Annotated in this window: 15 protein-coding genes; 9 read left to right on the forward strand and 6 right to left on the reverse strand. The window is 69.9% G+C overall.

Annotation, left to right across the window (positions count from 1 at the left end):
- Positions 1-251: 251 nt before the first annotated feature.
- Entirely contained in the window at positions 252-2,027 is a 1,776-nt protein-coding gene (locus ACZ54P_RS19740) for a bifunctional sugar phosphate isomerase/epimerase/4-hydroxyphenylpyruvate dioxygenase family protein (protein WP_465462996.1), read from the reverse strand.
- Positions 2,017-2,865, reverse strand: a complete 849-nt coding sequence (locus ACZ54P_RS19745; RefSeq protein WP_465462997.1) for a shikimate dehydrogenase — start codon at positions 2,863-2,865, stop codon at positions 2,017-2,019. Before ACZ54P_RS19745 ends, ACZ54P_RS19740 begins: the two co-directional genes overlap by 11 nt.
- Positions 2,866-2,979: 114 nt before the next feature.
- Here ACZ54P_RS19745 and ACZ54P_RS19750 point away from each other — a divergent pair, with 114 nt between their 5' ends.
- Positions 2,980-3,621 (forward strand): TetR/AcrR family transcriptional regulator, encoded by a 642-nt coding sequence (locus tag ACZ54P_RS19750; protein ID WP_465462998.1) that lies wholly within the window; start codon positions 2,980-2,982, stop codon positions 3,619-3,621.
- A 121-nt stretch (positions 3,622-3,742) separates the two neighbouring features.
- On the forward strand, positions 3,743-5,050 hold the full coding sequence (locus ACZ54P_RS19755; RefSeq protein WP_465462999.1) for an MFS transporter: 1,308 nt from the start codon (positions 3,743-3,745) through the stop codon (positions 5,048-5,050).
- Between the two features lie 66 nt (positions 5,051-5,116).
- On the opposite strand, the gene ACZ54P_RS19760 is transcribed toward ACZ54P_RS19755, so the two are convergent.
- Positions 5,117-6,517, reverse strand: coding sequence for a PepSY-associated TM helix domain-containing protein (locus tag ACZ54P_RS19760; protein ID WP_465463000.1), 1,401 nt, complete (start codon positions 6,515-6,517; stop codon positions 5,117-5,119).
- A 114-nt stretch (positions 6,518-6,631) separates the two neighbouring features.
- Positions 6,632-7,171 carry a hypothetical protein gene (locus ACZ54P_RS19765; RefSeq protein WP_465463145.1) on the reverse strand — a complete coding sequence of 180 codons (540 nt, stop codon included), beginning with the start codon at positions 7,169-7,171 and terminating at the stop codon, positions 6,632-6,634.
- Positions 7,172-7,244: 73 nt separating this feature from the next.
- On the opposite strand from ACZ54P_RS19765, the gene ACZ54P_RS19770 reads away from it, so the two are divergent.
- From ACZ54P_RS19770 to ACZ54P_RS19780, 3 genes are all read left to right on the forward strand, one after another.
- The gene (locus ACZ54P_RS19770; RefSeq protein WP_465463001.1) at positions 7,245-8,456 is read left to right on the forward strand and encodes an MFS transporter; all 1,212 of its coding nucleotides are present in this window, start codon (positions 7,245-7,247) and stop codon (positions 8,454-8,456) included.
- A 32-nt stretch (positions 8,457-8,488) separates the two neighbouring features.
- Positions 8,489-9,490: a LacI family DNA-binding transcriptional regulator gene (locus ACZ54P_RS19775; protein WP_465463002.1), complete on the forward strand. Its 1,002-nt coding sequence runs from the start codon at positions 8,489-8,491 to the stop codon at positions 9,488-9,490.
- A 281-nt stretch (positions 9,491-9,771) separates the two neighbouring features.
- A complete protein-coding gene (locus ACZ54P_RS19780) occupies positions 9,772-11,373 on the forward strand; it encodes a glycoside hydrolase family 13 protein (RefSeq protein ID WP_465463003.1) in 1,602 nt (533 codons plus the stop codon).
- A 46-nt stretch (positions 11,374-11,419) separates the two neighbouring features.
- Here the strand turns inward: ACZ54P_RS19780 and ACZ54P_RS19785 are convergent, their stop codons facing one another.
- On the reverse strand, positions 11,420-14,107 hold the full coding sequence (locus ACZ54P_RS19785) for a helix-turn-helix transcriptional regulator (protein ID WP_465463004.1): 2,688 nt from the start codon (positions 14,105-14,107) through the stop codon (positions 11,420-11,422).
- Positions 14,108-14,412: 305 nt separating this feature from the next.
- On the opposite strand from ACZ54P_RS19785, the gene ACZ54P_RS19790 reads away from it, so the two are divergent.
- Positions 14,413-15,753, forward strand: a complete 1,341-nt coding sequence (locus ACZ54P_RS19790) for an alpha-lytic protease prodomain-containing protein (protein WP_465463005.1) — start codon at positions 14,413-14,415, stop codon at positions 15,751-15,753.
- Entirely contained in the window at positions 15,738-16,379 is a 642-nt protein-coding gene (locus ACZ54P_RS19795) for a sigma-70 family RNA polymerase sigma factor (protein ID WP_465463006.1), read from the forward strand. The genes ACZ54P_RS19790 and ACZ54P_RS19795 overlap by 16 nt, the downstream gene beginning before the upstream one ends.
- Here the strand turns inward: ACZ54P_RS19795 and ACZ54P_RS19800 are convergent, their stop codons facing one another.
- Entirely contained in the window at positions 16,380-16,628 is a 249-nt protein-coding gene (locus tag ACZ54P_RS19800; RefSeq protein WP_465463007.1) for a hypothetical protein, read from the reverse strand.
- Between the two features lie 159 nt (positions 16,629-16,787).
- On the opposite strand from ACZ54P_RS19800, the gene ACZ54P_RS19805 reads away from it, so the two are divergent.
- Positions 16,788-17,267: a DUF6130 family protein gene (locus tag ACZ54P_RS19805; RefSeq protein WP_465463008.1), complete on the forward strand. Its 480-nt coding sequence runs from the start codon at positions 16,788-16,790 to the stop codon at positions 17,265-17,267.
- Between the two features lie 17 nt (positions 17,268-17,284).
- The gene (locus ACZ54P_RS19810) at positions 17,285-18,376 is read left to right on the forward strand and encodes an aldo/keto reductase (RefSeq protein ID WP_465463009.1); all 1,092 of its coding nucleotides are present in this window, start codon (positions 17,285-17,287) and stop codon (positions 18,374-18,376) included.
- The last annotated feature ends 347 nt before the right edge of the window (positions 18,377-18,723 follow it).

An 18,723-nucleotide genomic window follows, 5' to 3' on the forward strand; every position in this document is an offset into this window, starting at 1 on the left:
CCGACCCGGCGTAGCCCGGACGCCTCGATCTCCGGCAGAGCGTGAAAGGCAAGCATGCCAGTCCATACGTTCGCGAGTATCGACGCCATCCCGCGATTGTTGGTTCGGCGGGCATCGCTTGGCAGTTCGTCTCGTTGAACTCCTGGTCGCGATCGTCAAGAGCGTCCCGGCGATCCGGCTTCGCACCGTAGCCCGAGCCTGCCCGCCACCCGATGACCGCACCACCGCGGCAGCACTAGCACGACCAAGACTCAGCGGGCCAGGCTCAGCCGTCGTTCCCGATGCGCGGTCATGTACACCGGCGTGTTCGCGACCCCATACCCCCGATACCCGCCGATCCGTTGCACCACTTCGAAAAACACCCGAGTTCCGACGAGTTCGGTGAAGAAGTGCAGGTATTCACCGTGCTCGTCACGGTCGTACAGCACCGAGTTCTCCCGCAGTTCCGCGGAGAACGGCAGTTCGAACCGCGCGTCGAGGTCGTCGTAGTAGTTGCCGGGAATCGAGAGCAGCGGCGCACCCGCTTCGCGCATGGCACGCGCGGCGGCGAAGGCGTCTTCGCACGCGAAGGCGATGTGCTGCGGCGAAGGCACTCCTGGGGCCCACTCCCCTCGCCTCACCAGAGCGCTGTCCAGGGTCAGGCGGACGTCCTGATCGCCGACCGCCCGGCTGCGGACCAGCCCGAACGGCGCCGCGAACTCCGAACCGGCTTCGGGCCGCAAACCCAGCACCGAACGGTAGAACAGGGTCGCCTCGTCGAAGTGATCGAAGGGTTGCGTCAAGGCGATGTGGTCGATGCCGGTGATCCCCATCCCCACCACCGAGGTCGCCCCCGAAAAGACGAAGTCGTGCAGCCAGTCATCGTTGCCGCAGAAGAAGATCTCGGTCCCGTCCGGCGCGGCGACGGCGGACAGGTCCGCCTCGTCCGGGCCTTGCTCCCGGGGCAGCACGGGCGCGAGCAGCGTCTCCGCTCGTCGCGCCGAGCCGGCGGGATCGGTGCTCGTCAGCCCGAGCGCGCTGATCGCGCCGTCCACAGTGGTCTCGTTCACCAGAACCCTCGCGGAGCCCTGCTGCCACAGCTGGACCGGTTTCGAGCGATGCGTTCCGGCGTGGACGAAACCGAGTGCCGCCAGCACCGTCCCCGAGTCGCCGGGCACGGAGAGTTCCGCGAAGGCGTGGCCATCCAGCCTCGGCGCCGGAGGAACCTCCAGTGCGCCAACGGATTCACGTAACGCCACCAGCGAGCGCATGGCGTCGACAGCGGCCGGACGCGGGTCCGCCTGCCGGAAGACGTCGTTGAAGACCTCCAGCGACAGCGGCCCCCGATACCCGGCGGCCAGCACGTGGCCGGTGAACGCGGTCAGGTCGAAAGCGCCCTGTCCGGGGAAGAGCCGGTGATGCCTGCTCCAGTGCAGGACGTCCATGTCCAGGAGTGGCGCGTCGGCCAGCTGCAGGAAGAAGATCTTCTCCCCCGGGATCGTCCGGATCGCGCGGGGATCACTGCGCCGAGACAGGATGTGGAAACTGTCGAGGCAGACGCCCAGAGCCGGATGATCGGCCAGCCGGACAATGCGCCACGCGTGCTCGTAGGTGTGCACGAACCGGCCCCAGGCGAGGGCTTCGTAGGCGACACGGATTCCGCGTTCCCCGGCCACTGCCGCCAGCTCACGCAGTTGCGAAGCGGCGAGGTCGTCGTCATCAACGGCGTCCGGCGAGACCGACGAACAGACCAGGACGGTGTCCACACCGAGTTCGGCCATGAGGTCGAACTTCCGTCGCGCCCGGCGGAGATTCGACCGGAGCACGTCCGGCGGTACGGCTTCGAAATCGCGGAACGGCTGATAGAGGTCGATCGTGAGGCCGAGATCGGTGCAGAGCCGCCGGATTTCCGACGGTGACCGCCGTGAGGCGATCAGGTCGTTCTCGAAGATCTCGACACCGTCGAACCCGGCCGCGGCGGCCGCCGTCAGCTTGTCCTCCAGCGTCCCGGACAGGCAAACGGTCGCGATGGCGGTGTCACCGGACATGCGCGGTCGCCCCTTCCAGCACTTCGAAATGCCGGATCATCCGGTCGGCGTCCGGCTCCGCGCCGGTGAACAACCGGAACGAATCGGCCGCCTGAAAGACCACCATCCCGCCACCGTGCAGCGTCCGGCATCCGCGCTCCCGCGCCTGCTTCAGCAACGCTGTCTCCAGCGGGCGGTACACGATGTCGGCCACCCACATCCCCGGCCGCAGCGACTCGGCGGGAACGGGCGACCCCGGATACGCGGCCATCCCGGTCGGTGTGGCGTGGACGAGTCCGTCCGCCGTCCGGAGGTCGTCCAGCGAACCGGCGCGGGCCCGGTCCTCGCCGAAACGCCTCCGCAGTCCGGCCACGAGGGTGCCCGCTCGACCGGAGTCGACGTCGTGGACGATCAGCCGTCCGGCCCTCAGGGAAAGCAGCGCGTGGCCGACGGCGGCTCCGGCCCCACCCGCGCCCAGCAGGACGACCGTGTCGAGGTCGGCGTCGGGCAGGCCTTGGGTGAGATTGCGGGCGAAGCCGGTCGAGTCGGTGTTGTATCCAATCGCCAGTCCTTCGCGGAACACCACTGTGTTCACCGCGCCGAGCGCGGCGGCCTCGGGTGCGATTTCGTCGAGATACGGCAACACTCGTTGCTTCACCGGATGCGTGATGTTGAGGCCGTCGAAACCCGCGGTCCGCGCGGCGGCCAGCACCTCGCCGATCGGCACTTCCAGCACGTCGAGGTCGAGCCGCCGGTAGAGATAGCGAAGCCCGAGTTCGTCGGCTTCCCGCTCGTGCAGCGCCGGGCTCAGTGACGGCCCGATGCCGGTTCCGACCAGGCCGATGAGGTAACTGGTCACCAAGGCCCTCCGCAATTAATGTACGAACTAGTGAGTTCATTGTAGCTCGGACCGGCCGACACGAGAAGGCCTGCGTTAGAGTGAGGCCTCCACCAGCGGTTCGGAGGGAGTCAGGTGGCCGCACCGTCGTCCGAGGTCGAGCGTCAGCGCGACAAGGAACGCACTCGCGCCGAAATCCTCGCGGTGGCCACCAGGGAGTTCGCCGACAAGGGCTACGCCGGCGCGAGAGTGGACGAGATCGCCGCTCGCACGAGCACCACGAAGCGGATGATCTACTACTACTTCGGCGGCAAGGAGCAGCTCTACGTCGCCGTGCTCGAACGGGCATACGCCACCATCCGCGCCCTCGAACAGGACTTGGACGTCGAGCACCTCGAACCCGAGGACGCGATCCGCCAGCTGGCCGAGCTCACCTTCGACCACCACGAGGCGAACCCGGACTTCATCCGGCTCGTGAGTATCGAAAACATCCACCACGGCGAGCACATCGCCCGCTCGGAAGCCTTGTCCGGCATGGCGAATCCCGCGCTCGACGTGCTCACCCGCATCCTCGATCGCGGCCGCGAGGCAGGCCGCTTCCGCGACGACGTCGACGCGCTCGACGTGCACATGGTGATCAGCTCGTTCTGCGTGTTCCGCCTCGCGAACCGGCACACCTTCTCCGCGATCTTCGGCCGCGACATGCTCGATCCGAAACGCCGCGCCCACTACCGCCTGATGCTGGGCGACCTGGTGATCGAGTATCTGACGGCCTGAAACACCGGCTCTTGACAACCGGGGCACCGTCTCGCACGCTGTATTAACTAACTAGATCGTACATTGCTGGCTCGTACCTTGGAGCGTCGACGTGGCCCCTCCTTCTCCTGTCACGCAAGGCATGCCCCGCAAGGCGGCGTCAGCCGCCTGGATCGGCAGTGCGCTGGAGTACTACGACTTCTTCATCTACGGAACAGCGGCCGCGCTGGTGTTCAACAAGGTCTTCTTCCCGGCCTCCTCCCCCGCCACTGGAACACTGCTCGCGCTGGCGACCTTCGGCGTCGGGTACCTCGCCCGCCCGGTCGGCGCGTTCGTGCTCGGGCACGTCGGCGACCGTCTCGGCCGCAAGAAGGTCCTGGTCTTCACACTGTTGCTGATGGGCGCCACGACATTCCTCGTCGGCTGCCTGCCGACCTACGCCTCCGTCGGCGTGCTCGCGCCGATCCTGCTCGTGATTCTCCGTCTGCTACAAGGACTTTCGGCCGCGGGCGAGCAGGCGGGCGCCAACTCGATGTCGATGGAACACGCCCCGCCGCACCGGCGCGGCTACTACACGAGTTTCACCCTCAGCGGTACGCAGGCAGGCCAGATCCTCGCCACCGCCGTCTTCCTGCCGATCGCCGCGCTCCCCCAGGACCAGTTGCTCACCTGGGGCTGGCGGATCCCGTTCTGGTGCAGTGCCGTCGTGGTGGTCGCCGGGTTCGTGATCCGCCGCAAGATCGACGAAACGCCGGTGTTCGAACAGAACCGGGCCGACGTCGCCAAGCTGCCGGTCGCCGTGCTCTTCCGGACACACTGGAAGGACGTGCTCCGCGTCATCGCCGCGGCCACGATCGCCTCCGTCAGCACGATCTTCACCGTCTACGCGCTGAGCTACGCGGTCAACACGGTCGGGCTGGCGCGCGGGCCGATCCTGTGGGTCGGCGTACTGGCCAACGTCGTCGCGTTGCTGGCGATCCCTTTGCTGGCCGGGCTTTCCGACCGGATCGGCCGCAAACCGGTGTTCATCGCGGGCTGTCTCGCCTGCGCGGTCTTGATCTTCCCGTATCTGGGGTCGATTTCGGGTGGTTCGTACCCGGTGATCTTCGCGCTCGGCATCCTGCTGTTCGGGGTGGCCTACAGTGCCGTCAACGGAGTATGGCCGTCGTTCTACGGCGAGATGTTCGACGCCAAGGTCCGCCTCTCGGGGATGGCGATCGGCACCCAGATCGGGTTCGCCATCGCCGGATTCGCGCCGAGCGTGGTGGCCGCGATCGGCTCCGGGAAGGACGACTGGCTCGGCGTCGCCGTCTTCACCGCCGCGATCTGCCTGCTCAGCGCGACGGCCGCGCTCACCGCGCGCGAGACCCACACCGTCCCGACGGAGGATCTCGGCGCGGCGCACGTCCGGCGGGTAAAAGAACCCGCTTCCGCGACGCGTGGCGGATGAAAACGGCGGGGAGGGCTGGCCACAATCGGTGCCAGTCCCCCCACGCCACGCCAGAAGGCGCCGGGATCACACGGTGACGTCGGTGGACTCCGGTTTGGCCCGGGATCGCAGGCCCAGCAGTAGATCGAGCACCAAGAACGCCAACAGGCTGATGCCGAACAGCGGCACGAACCAGCCGATCGCCGCGGCGAGGACGACGAGTCCCACCACGAGAGCGGGCGGCGCCTTTCGCCACTGCCCGCGCGGGATGGGGCGCCCGAACGTCAGGCCGGTGGCCCGGGTCGGCCTGCGCCGCCACCACATCCGGTAGCCGAGCACGACCAGCGTGACCAGGCCGGCGCCGAGCAGGAGCAACGCGAGCTGGTTGGGCCAGCCGAAAAGCACGCCCATATGCGCGTCGATCCCCCAGCGGGCGAATTTGGCCATCAGCGGGTAGTCGTCGAACCGGACCTCGCCCAGGACCTGCCCGCTGGTCCCGTCGACCGCGACGGCGTCGACCTGTGTCGGCCAGCCGCGCTCGATTTCCGCCACCTGCCAAGAAGATCCCGGCTTGGTGGGCAGCCCGATCTCCACCGAAGGCGCGTCGATCCCGGCGGCCCTGGCCGAGGCCAGCACCGCGTCCACGCTTTCGGGCCGGGCGGGTGACGGCGCGGCAGGAGCGTCCCCGTGACCCGAATGCCCGGCGTGCTCGTCGGTACCCGTCACCTTCAACGCGGGAGTGGCCCAGCCGAGGGATTCGCGCAGCGCCGAGACGTTCTCACCCGCGTACGCCGACCACGTCAGCCCTGTCGCGGACAGGAACACCGCGCCGAGCAGCACCCACAGGCCGATCGTCCCGTGCCGGCGTACCGACTTCCCCCGGGCGGACTCGGTCTTCGCGGCCTTCTCCGCCTTCTCGGTCCGGCGGGTGCGGCGACGGCTCACCCACAGCACGAGGCCGCCCAAGGCGACCACCCAGAGCCAAGAGGCCGCTAGTTCGCTGTAGAGCCGTCCCGGTTCGCCGAGCAGCAGGTTGCGGTGCAACTGATCGAGGACGGTCCGGAACGGCAGGACGCCGCTCGTGCCGTACGCGACGAGGTCCCCGCGTACTTGAGTGGTGGTGGGATCCACGAAGACCGCGCGCCGTTCGGACTCGCCGAGACCCTCCTCGGTGAACAGCACCCGCGTCGTGTCACCCGGTTCGGGCGCGGGACGGACGGCGACCAGGTCGCCGTCGGGGTGGGCCGCTTGCGCCGCCTTGACCTGTTCCGCGAGCGAGGCCTGGTGCAGCCCGACGGGGGCACGGAGCTGGTCCGCATAGACCCAGGACTCCAGCTGGGGAGTCGCGGCGTACAGGACGCCGGTGAGCGCGGCGATGAGCACGAACGGCCCGACGAGGACGCCGGCGTAGAAGTGGAGCCGGAGGAACAGCCCGCGCCAGGCCGGGACGCGCGGTGGACTCGTGGTCGGTCCGGTTTGTGTTGCCATGGGGGAACTCCTGAGGCGTCGGTGGGGTGGCGTGCGCCCGCACCACGCGCCGGAGTGGTCACGGCGCGCGTGCTGAGCCCTGCCGGGACACGGGTCTCGGCAGGGTTTCGGGGATCAGGCGAACGACACCGGCGGACCGCGCCGCGAAAGCACGTCCCGCAGGAGCGCCTCGGTCGCGGGGTACTTCACCGTGACCGGCACATGGAGCCGCAGCGGCGCTGTCGCGGGCCGCGGCCCCATGCGGCGAGGCAGGACCGAAGCGATCAGTGCAAGGAGCGCGAACAGCGCGCGCTCGGCACCGGCCAGCACCGCGACCACCACGAGGGTCGCGACGGCGTGCCCGGCCGTCATGACCAGACCGCTGTCCGGGGTTTCGGCATGCCGGGAGTGGGATTCCCACGCCAGGAAGGTGAGGGAGGCGTGCATCGCCAGTTGCCCGCCGGCCACCAGGCAGAGGATGGCGAGCGGGCCACGCCGCCGTCCCGCGAACGCGTACGCCACCCAGCTCAGCAGAGCGACGAGCAGCACGACCACGCCCAGGTCGGGGACGCGACCGTTGGCGCTCAGGTGGGCCACGGTCGCGAGAGTGCCGGTCAGCACCCCCACGGCCCCGCCCCGGAGGCGCCGCGCCGGGCCTCGGGTCGGGGTCGGCATGCGCACGGGAGCAGAGTAGAGCGCGACCCGGCCCGCTGTCTCGCCTCGAAGACGCCCGGGCCATTCTTCCGGCATGCTCCGCACCCTGTCCTTCGCCCGGCTCTGGACCGGCAACACCGCATCCGGGCTGGCGACCTGGGCACTGCCGTTCATCCTCGGGCTGGCGGTGCTCGAACGCTCGCTTTCGGCCGTCGACCTCGGCATCGTGCTGGCCGCCCGTACCGCGGGATTCCTCGTGGCCGTACCGGTGGCCGGAGTCCTCGCCGACCGGCACTCCCGTCGTCGGGTCGTGCTGTGGGCGGGTCTCCTCGCGGGTCTCGCCACCCCGCTGATCACGATCGGCATGGGCCGGTCCGTCCCGCTGATGGCCGTCGCGGCCGCCATCGTCGGGGTCGGCCAGGGCGCCTGCCGCCCGGCGTTCCAGGCGCTGACCGCCGAAGTGATCGCCGAGGACCGGCGTCAGCAGGCCAACGCCGCGATGACCCTCGCAGTGCGGGTCACGACGCTGGTCGCGCCCGGCCTCACCGCACTGCTCGCCGTCGTCGCCTCGACGTCGGCTCTCGTCATCGGCACCGGGGTGCTGTGGCTGGGCGTGGCACTGATCCCGCCCCGCGGCACCTTCACGCCACCGCCGGCCGCCACCAAGACCCGCTTCTTCGGCGATTTCGCCGACGGGCTCCGCGAAGCTCGCCGTCACCCGTGGTTCCTGGCCGGGCTCGGCGCGCTGACCGCCGTGATCGCCACCGGCTACTCCGCCACCGGCGTCGTCTTGCCGCTGATCAGCCGCGATCGCTACGACAGCGAAGCCGTCCTGGCGGGCGGACTCACCGCGTACACACTCGGCGCGCTCGTGGGTGCCGTCGTCATCGCGCACTGGCGGCCGCGACGGCAGGGCTGGGCCGCGCTGATCGGACTCGGCTGCTACGGCTTCGCGCCGCTGAGCCTGCTGTTCCCGGTGCACCCGGGCTTCGTCATCGCCGCGTACGCCGTCGCCGGGCTGGGCATCGAACTGTTCAACGTCCCGTGGTTCACCGCGACCCAGCGGGAGGTGGAGCCGGGGAAGCTCGCCCGCGTGTCCTCTTTGGACTTCCTGTTCTCCTACGGCCTGGCGCCCGCCGGGCTGGCGTTCATCGCGCCCGCGATCAGCGAGTTCGGGGCGGGGCCGGTGCTGGCAGCGTGCGCCGTCATCTGCTTCGCCGCGCCGGCGGCCGCCGCGCTCGTCCCGTCTTCACGCGACTTCCGCGGCCGGAAGGAACCCGGCACGGCACCGATCAAGGCTGTCTAGTTCTTGCGCTCTTTTGCGGTAAAGTTTCACCTATGACGCGTCGTCTTGCCGAAGTAGCCCGCAAGGTCGGAGTCAGCGAAGCCACGGTCAGCCGGGTGCTCAACGGCCGGTCCGGGGTCTCCGCGAGCACCAGGGCCGCCGTCCTCACCGCGCTGGACGTGATGGGGTACGAACGCCCGACCCAGTTGCGCGGCGACCGCGCCCGGCTGGTCGGGCTCGTCCTTCCCGAACTCCAGAACCCCATCTTCCCCGCACTGGCCGAGATCCTGGGCAACGCCCTCGCCCAGCAGGGGTTCACCCCGGTGCTGTGCACCCGCACCGCGGGCGGGGTGTCCGAAGCGGAATACGTGGATCTGTTGCTGCAGCAACAGGTTTCCGGCTTGGTGTTCGCCGGCGGACTGTACGCCCAAGCCGACGCGGTGCACTCCCACTACCACCATCTCGCCGAACGCCGCCTGCCGACGGTGCTGATCAACGCCGCCGTCGAGCACCTCGGACTACCGCAGATCTCGTGCGACGACGCGGTCGCCGTCGAGCAGGCCGTCGGGCATCTGAGCTCTCTGGGACACGAGAAGATCGGCCTCGTCCTCGGCCCCACCGACCATGTGCCGTCCCAGCGCAAACTCGAGGCGTTTCGCGCCTACGCCGGGAAACTCGGCCTTCCGGTGCTCGACGAACTCGTCGAGCACGGCATGTTCTCCATCGAGGGCGGCCACGCGGCCGCGGCCCGGCTGTACCCGCGTGGCGCCACCGCCGTCCTGTGCGCGAGCGACCTGCTGGCGCTGGGCGCGATCCGCGCGGCCCGGCGACAGGGGCTGTCGGTCCCCCAAGACGTCTCAGTGGTCGGTTACGACGATTCCGCGCTGATGAACTGCACCGATCCGCCGCTGACCACGACCCGCCAGCCGATCGAGGCGATGGGCCGCGCCGTGGTGGAACTGCTGGTCAAGCGCATAAACGGCGGAGAAGTCGCCGCCGAGGAGCTGTTGTTCGCCCCCGAACTCGTCGTCCGGGGTTCCACCGCCCGCCGGTAAGCCGTTCCGTCGTTGTCGGCAATTTGCAAGTTCTCATCCAGTTATTGCGTGATTCTGATTCGTCACTTTAGAGTGACCGCAAGCACGTGACAGCCGTCGCGATCGGTGAGATGAGGCTTGAGATGAGCAGCACTGTGGCGCATCATCCTGCCGATCTCGCGGCAGCGGGTGGCCATCGACATGCCGCTGAACGCATCCTCGCCGGGCTCACCGCCGGCAGCGTCAAGGGTTGATTTTCGTCGCATTCGGGGTATCCACGCACTACTGAGGAGGGCACTTCCGTGACCGCTTTGGGACAGTCCGCCGCCGGATGGTGGCGGAGCGCGGCGATCTACCAGGTCTACATCCGCAGTTTCGCCGACGGGAACGGCGACGGCGTCGGCGACCTCGCCGGGATTCGCGCGCGGCTGGACTACCTGGCCGAACTGGGGATCGACGCGATCTGGTTCACCCCGTGGTATCCCTCGCCGATGGACGACGGCGGCTACGACGTGGCCGACTTCCGGGAGATCGACCCGCTCTTCGGCACCTTGGCCGAGGCGGAGGACCTGATCGCCGCGGCACACGCCAAGGGTATCCGCGTGATCATCGACATCGTGCCGAACCATTGCTCCGACGAGCACCGCTGGTTCCAGGACGCCCTCGCGGCGGCACCCGGATCACCCGAGCGGCAGCGATTCTGGTTCCGTCCGGGTCGCGGGCCGGACGGCTCCGAACCGCCGAACAACTGGAAGTCGCGCTTCGGCGGCTCCGCGTGGACGCGGGTCCCCGACGGCGAGTGGTATCTGCACCTCTACAGTTCGCGCCAGCCGGATTTCAACTGGGACAACCAGGACATCCGCGCGGATTTCGAAGACGTGCTGCGGTTCTGGTTCGACCGAGGCGTCGACGGCTTCCGCATCGACGTCGCCGACGGGCTGGTGAAGGACCCGCGGCTGCCCGACGTCGACCCTGGTGACGAGACGCCGTTCTCCGACCAGGAGGGACTGCACGACATCTACCGGTCGTGGCGCAAGATCGCCGACGGTTATCCGGGTGGCCGGGTCCTCGTCGGTGAGATGTGGCTGCCGGACATGTCGCGTGCCGCGCGGTATCTCCGGCGCGACGAACTGCACGCCGCGTTCAACTTCGACTTCCTGGTGTGTCCTTGGGATGCCACCGGGTTCCGGGATGTCATCGAGCGGACGCTGCTGGCGCACGAGGAGGTCGACGCGCCCGCCGCCTGGGTGCTGTCGAATCACGACGTCACCCGGCACGTCACCCGGTACGGACGCGAGGGTGATACCGGCTTCGCGTTCGCGGACCGGCTGCACGGCACTCCGGTGGACCTCGAACTCGGGACCCGCCGGGCGCGGGCGGCGGCCCTGCTGACCTTGGCGCTGCCCGGTGGTCTGTATGTCTACCAAGGGGAAGAGCTCGGCCTGTGGGAGATCGAAGACCTCCCGGACGAGCGCCGGCAGGATCCGGTGTGGACCCGGACGAACGGCGCCGACCCCGGCCGCGACGGCTGCCGCGTCCCGCTTCCCTGGGCTGGCGACGCGCCGCCGTTCGGCTTCGGCACCGGCGGAACCTGGCTGCCCCAGCCCGCGGAATGGCGCTCCCGCACGGTGGATGCGCAGGCGGCCGATCCGGCGTCGATGCTTCGGCTGTACCGCGCCGGTCTCCGGCTGCGGGAGGAGCTTTCCGCGCTCGGCGACGGAGTCCTGGAGTGGCTGTCGCTCGGCGACGGAGTGCTCGCGTTCACGCGGGCGCCGGGGTTCACCTTCGCGCTGAACTTCTCGGACACGCCGGTACCGCTCCCTCCGCATCGCGAAGTGCTCCTGACCAGCGGCCCGGTCGACGGCGAACTCCCGACGGACACAGCGGTGTGGTTGCGCGCCTGACCGCGGCCTCGTGAGTGGTGATGACGGTTAGAACCGTCGTTACCACTCACGAGAATTTCTTGAGTTCCGCCCGCGAAGTCACGCCCAGCTTCGGGAAGATCCGGTGCAGATGCGTGCCGACCGTCCGGTGCGAGAGATAGAGCCGCTGCCCGATCTCCCGGTTGGTCAGGCCCTCCGCGGCCAGTTGCACGATGCTCAGCTCGTGCGGGGTCAGCTTCTCCCGCGCGTCCGGGCCGCGGTTGGGGCTGGACTCACCCGCGCCGCGCAGCTCGCGGCGCGCGCGTTCGGCCCACGCCGTCATGCCGAGCGCGTCGAAGGTCTCCCGCGCGGCACGCAGATGCGCCCGCGAATCCACGACACGCCGCTGTCGCCGCAACCATTCGCCATAGGCCAGCCGCAGCCGCCCGCGTTCGGCGGGCCAACCGTCCAGCTCCGCCCGCAGCGCCGTCTCGAACAGGTCGTCGCCGGGATCGAGGACGGCTCGGGCGTACCGCAAACCGATGTGCAGGGCCGGTGCCGCCGTCGACAAGGCCAGCTGCTCCATCTCCGCGACGATCTCCCGCAGGGCCTCGACCTGTCCCGCCCGGATCGCGGCCTCGGTCAGTTCCGCGACGAAGTAGACGCGCAGCGCCAGCTGGAAGGCCGGATCGGCGGGATCGAACAGCCGCCGCAGGTCGTCGAAAGCGTCGTCGAAGCGGCCCTCGCTCGACGCCGCGATACCCCGCGCGAGCTGGACGGTCGCCAGTACCGGCCGGGCACCGGCGGCGAGCGCGACCCGTTCGGCCTCGTCGGCCAGCGCCTTGGCCTGTTTGTGCTCGCCACGCAGCGCGGCGATCTCGGCCTGGACCGCGGTGGCGAGGCCGTACATGAACGGCTGACCGGTCTCCTTGGCGAATTGGGCGGCTTCCGCCGCGACCGGGACGGCCGCGGCGAGGTCGCCGAGCCGGACCTGGCTCCACGCCTGGACCGCCAACGCCCTCGGCAGCAGGCCGAGCCTGCCCTGCGCGCGGAGCCCCGGGGCCGCGGCCGCCGAGAACCGGGCGGCCAGATCGACCGCGCCGACCTGCAGGGACGCACTGCCGAGAAAGCGGTCGACTTCGGGGTCGGTTCCGCTGGTGGCGGCCAGTCCGTGCAGGTCACCGAGTACGGCTTCGGCCCGTTCGAACGGCGCGACGTAGGCGGTGACGGCGACGAGGCGCGGGTCCGAGTTCTCGATCGGGAGCCGGTCCGCGACGGCCAGCAGGGTTCGCCGCGCCTCCGGGCCGGGTTCGGCCCAGAAGCAGCGCATGGCGGCACCCCACAGGATGCGCATCGCCGGATCCGGCATCCCGTCCTTCGCGACCGATTCGGCCAGCCGCGCCAGTTCCCCGACCCGGGACAGGTCTTCGCGCACGCCGTCCTCGAACCCGCTGAGCAACCAGCTCGCGGTCGCTCGTTGCCGTGGCGTGAGCTCGCCGGCGCGGGCGTCCTCGACGAGCCGTTCCGCCTTCTCCCGCCCGCCGGATTCGACGGCCAGCTCGGCCGCCCGCAGCAACCGGTCCGCTCGCCGTTCCGGATCCGTGCTCAACCGGGCGGCCTGCTCCAGCGCCGCGACCGCGGCCACCGGCCCGCCACGGTGCCGGGCGCGGTCGGCGGCGTTCTCCAGCTCGGCGGCCACGGCTTCGTCGGCGCCGATCGCCGCGGCGGCCCGATGCCACGCCCGGCGATCCGGCTCCTCGCGCAGGACGTCGGCGAGGGCGAGGTGCGCGTGCCGCCGTTCCTCGGCCGAGGCCGTTGCCGGGATGGCCGAACGCATCAACGGATGCCGGAACGACACCGTCCGTGGCTCGAGGTCGATCAACCGGGCCTCCGCGGCGGGCGTCAGTACTTCGGGCTCGACGGTTTCGCCCAGCAGCACGCCCGCCGCCGCCAGGATCTCGGTGATCGACCCGGTCTCGTCGAGCGCCGCGACCAGCAAAGTCGTGCGCCCGGGTTCCGGCAAGGCGACGAACCGGTCACCGAAGGTCCGCTCGAGCCGTTCGGTCAGCGGCAGCACGGGATCGGCCGCATCGGCCACGGCAGACGGCAGCTCGGTCAGTGCCAGCGGATTGCCGGCGGCCTCGGCGAGCAGCCGGGACCGGACGGGGGTCGTGAGCCTCGGGGCGACGGAGTCGAGCAGTTCGGCCGCGACCGCGTCGGGCAGGCGCTCCAGCCCCATCGAGGGCAGCCCCGCGTCGCGCAGCGGCGACGGCTCCCCGTCCCGCAGGGTCGCGATCAGGACGATCGGCTCCGACTCGATCCGCCTGGCCACGAACGCGAGGACGTCGGCGCTCTCCCGGTCCAGCCAGTGGACGTCCTCGGCGACGATCAGCAGCGGCTTGGCCGCCGCCTCCTCCGCGAGCAGCGTCAGCGCGGCGAGCCCGACGAGGTAGGCGTTGGGCTCCGCCGCCTCGGCCAGGCCGAGCGCCGCCCAGAGCGCGGACCGCTGCGGCGCGGGCAGGGTGTCCGCGCCCGCTCGAACCGGGAAGAGCAGCTGGTGCAGACCGGCGTAGGCGAAGTTCCGTTCGGCCTCGACGCCGGTCGTGCGCAGTACCCGCAGACCGCCGACCGTCGCCGCGGCGACCGCTTCCGCCACGACGGCGGACTTGCCGACGCCCGGTTCGCCTTGGATGAGGACACCAGCGCAGCCCGCGGCAGGGCCGTCGACAAGCTCGCCCAGCCCCTTCAGCTCGGCTTCGCGTCCGAAAAGCTGCACTGGCGATCCTCACTCCGTGAGAAGTTCCGGCGTTCCCTTTGCCTTACCCCTCAAAAGTACGGTATTGACGACTAGGACGGCACGACCAACCAGCAGCGGCACGGACGTCCACTCTGGCCTCCAGGTCACGGAACCCCTTGCATGACAACGGATTCACCGGCCGGATCCGCTCGCCCGAGTGTCATATCACCCGGCGCTCAAGCCCGTCGATATGACCCAAATGGTATGTACCAGTTGCGTGATGCGCCTCGTACGGTCGGGAACGTTCCCTCTCCTCCCCCGCCAGTTTCGAGGAAAGCGTCGACATGAACAGAAAGATCCTCGCCGCCACAGCCGCGGCCATCACCGGGGCGGGCTTGGTCACGGCCATCGCCCTCACCCCGAGCGCGAGTGCCGGTCAACCGGCCACGGCCACCGACCAGGCCCAGTCGGAAATGCTCGCGGCCATGTCGCGGGACCTGAAGATCAGCCCCGAACAGGCCAAACTCCGGCTCGCGAGCGAGCAGCGCGCCGCAGTCACCGACAACACGCTGAAAAAGCAGCTCGGCACGTCGTACGCCGGGTCGTGGCTGGACGCCACGGGAACCTCGCTGACCGTGGCCGTCACCAACGCGGCACAGGCCGACCTGGTGCGGGCCGCCGGTGCGACCCCGAAGACCGTCGCCCGGAGCGCCACCCAACTCGACGCCGCGAAGCTGGCATTGGACGCCAAGTCCGCCAAGGCGCCGAAGACCGTGCCCGGCTGGTACACCGACGTGATCACCAACTCGATCGTCGTACTGGCCAACGCCGGCGGCGAGACCGCCGCGAAGTCATGGGCCGCCGAGTCGGGCGTGCAGGCCGACCTGGTCCGCGTCGAGGCCAGCACCGAGGACCCGCGGCCGTTGATCGACATCATCGGCGGCAACGCCTACACCTTCGGTTCGGGCCGGTGCTCCATCGGTTTCGCCGTCGAGGGCGGCTTCGTGACCGCCGGGCACTGCGGCACCACGGGCACGCGCACCTCGAACCCGAGCGGCACCGTCGCGGGCTCCAGCTTCCCCGGCAACGACTACGCCTGGGTCCGCGCCGACGCCGGCAACACCCCGCGCCCGCTGGTCAACCGCTACCCGGGCACCGTGCCGGTCGCCGGTTCGACCGAGGCCCCGGTCAACTCGTCGGTGTGCCGCTCCGGCTCCACCACCGGCTGGCGCTGCGGCACGATCCTGCAGAAGAACACCTCGGTCACCTACCCCGAGGGCACCATCACCGGCCTCACCCGGACCAACGCCTGCGCCGAACCCGGTGACTCGGGCGGTTCGTGGCTCACCGGCGACCAGGCGCAGGGCGTCACCTCCGGTGGCTCCGGCAACTGCACCTCCGGCGGCACCATCTACTTCCAGCCGGTCACGGAGATCCTGAGCGTCTACAACCTGCGCCTGACGGTCAGCGGGGCCCCGCCGTCCAGCACCACCACGACGCCGACCACCACCCCGACCAGCCCGACGACGTCGAACCCGCCGGGCGGCACCTGGGCGCCGTACACCTACTACGGCTCCGGCGCGACCGCCAGCTACGGCGGCAGCAACTACCGCGTGATCCAGCCGCACACCTCCATGCCCGGCTGGGAACCGCCCAACGTGCCGGCGCTTTGGGAACTCGCCTGACCTGGACCGCCCCCGGCGAACGCGCCTCGCCGGGGGCGGCTCCTTTTCCGGACGACGGTGCGCTGACGGCGGACCTCGAATTCCTCGTCCCCCGGGCTCAGTGCGGGGATCCCACCGCCACCGAGGAACTGATGGAGATCGTCCAGCCGGTCGTCGCGAGCTATTGCCGGAGCCGGATGGACGGGATCGATACCCGCGTGATCGCCGCGGAGGACGTCGCACAGGAGACCTGCCTCGCCGTGCTCACCGCGCTTCCCGCCGCCAGCGCCACCGGCCGCTCCTTTCTCACCACCGTTCTCGGGATCGCCTCCCGGAAGGTCGCCGCTGCCTTCCGGTGGCGGGCCGGGGACAGATCCGAACCCACGGCCGTTTTGCCCGATCGCGCGACGCCCGAACCCAACGAACCCGAACGGCAGGCCCTCGCCGCCGACGGGCACGACCGATTGACCCGCTTGATGAACACCTTGCCCGGTCTTCAGCGGGAGATCATCCGGCTGCGGGTCACCGTCGGCATGTCGGCTGCCGAAACGGGCGCCGTCCTGCGGGTGAGCCCCGGGCAAGTCCGGGTCGCCCAGCACCGCGCCCTGCACAAACTCCGCACGATCGTCGGCGAGGACGACCGGTGATCAGCGCTGGATGCAGTCCAGCCCGAGCATGCCGAAAACGGTCACCATGTACTGGCAGATATGCGAGGCGTACGCGTCGCTCGTCTCCGTGCAAACGACAGGCGTGCCGAGAAGATCGACCGCGCAGTAGGCGTAGAACTGGTTCGGGTTACCGGGCACTGGGTCCGCGGAGGCGGGCGAGGCGACGACGGCACCCGCGGAGATCATGAGCGTGACGCCGGCCGCGAAGGCGGCGATCCGAGTCTTCATCGTTCTCTCCTTTACTTTCCGCCCCCGTCCTGATGTCTTCGGTATTCCCCGCCTGAAGTGCCGCTACCTGGTGATCACCGGAAAGTGTCACGGGTGACGTACACCGATGACGTCATCCGACAGGCGCCAAGGTCCCCGCGGCCGTCCTAGCGTGCTCTCATGCCCGTTCTTGGGAAGCTCGCCCTCGCCGCCGCCCTCCTCGTCGCCACCGCCGCCTGCGGTGCCGCCTCGCCCGCGCCACCGGCAGCCGCTCCCCCTGCCGCCGTCGCCGCCGACTGGTCACCCGCCCCCGTCGTGCCGCTGCCGTCCCAACCGCCGCCCTCGCTGGTCGTGGACCAGCCGCTGCCCGAACAGCTCGCGATGGGCCTGGTCGTCCTGCGTTACCGGGCGGTGAACCTCCGGATCGTCCCGGTCTACGGCCCGGCCGCGCTCGACGTCTCGCCTCGGATCGGCCACATCCATGTGACGGTCGACGACGCGCGATGGCACTGGGCGGACGGCAGCGGAGAGCCTCTCATCATCCAGTCGCTGCCCGCGGGACCGCACAAGGTGTGGATCGGCCTCGCCGACCCGACGCACAAGATCCTCGACGAGAAGACCGTCAACTTCGTTGTCCCTGTCCACAGTGGACACCACTGAACCACTGGAGTTACGCCATGACACTGGATCAGTACTATTTGCTCGGCCGGTCCGGCCTGCGTGTCAGCAGGATCGCCCTCGGCACGATGAACTTCGGCACCGGCGGTTTCCACGCCGCCTACGGGAAGACCGAGGACGAGGTCCGCCCGATCTTCCGCGAGTACCTCGACGCGGGCGGGAACTTCATCGACACCGCCGACTTCTACACCGCCGGTGAAAGCGAGACCATCCTCGGCCGCCTCATCGCCGAGGCGAAGGTGCGCGACCGGGTCGTGCTCACCACCAAGTACACCAACAGCGTCGACCCCGGCGATCCGAACGCGGGCGGCAACGGGCGCAAGCACCTGATCAGGGCGCTGGAGGCGTCACTGCGACGGCTGGGCACCGACCACGTCGATCTGTTCCTGCTCCACACCTGGGACCGCATCACCCCGCCGGAAGAGGTGATGCGCACGTTCGACGACCTGGTGCGCGCGGGAAAGATCCGCTACGCCGGACTTTCGGACGTGCCCGCCTGGTACGCCGCGCGGGCACAGTCCTTCGCGGAAGCGCACGCACTGACCCCGGCGGTCAACCTCCAGCTGCCCTACTCGCTCGTGGAGCGGACCGTCGAAACCGAACACGTCCCGATGGGACAGCACCTCGGACTCGGCATCACCGCGTGGAGCCCACTGGCGGGCGGCTTCCTCACCGGCAAATACCGCCGGACCACCGAGACGCCCGCCGGCGAGGGCAGGCTGAGTAACCCGGGAAACGCCGGGAAGGCGTGGACGGAGCGCGATTGGGCCCTGCTCAAGCCGCTGGAGGAGGTCGCGGCCAAACTCGGCGTCACGATGGCACAGGTCGCGATCAACTGGGTCGCCACCCAGCCGGGCGTCGCGTCCGCGATCGTCGGGGCGTCCAGCGCGGCCCAGCTGCGCACGAGCATGGCCGCGCTCGACTTCGAACTGCCGCCGGAACTGCGCACGATCCTCGACGAGGCCGGCGCGGTGCCGCCGGAGTCGGTGTACCGGATGTTCACGCCGGAGTACCAGAACTGGGTGATCTCACCCGGGGTGAAGGTCGGGGACAAGCCGGCGGGGTACGCGCCCGCCGTGCGGAACTGGTGACCGAGTAGGTCGCGTCGCGCCAGCCCACACCACCACCGCCGCCCGAATCGGTTGCCGTACTTCGGCAATGGCGCTGCCCTGGTCTGTTGCCGTTCTTCGGCGACGGCCCGGAGGGGCGATGCCGCGGGACCAGCCATCCGCTTCTTCCCCTGCGACCGTCGTCGTTTCGCGGCAACGATTGGGGCCGGTCTCACGCCGGTTCCGCCGCTCTGGGGCCGTCGCCGTTTCGCGGCGACGGCCGGAATGGCCGAGTCTCAAAGGCGGTACCGCTACCGTTCCGCCTTGTCCCCGTTTCGCGCCAACACGCCAGCCGGTCACCTTGCGAAGCCGTCCACACCACCGCCGCC

Source organism: Amycolatopsis sp. NPDC034160, assembly GCF_055575355.1.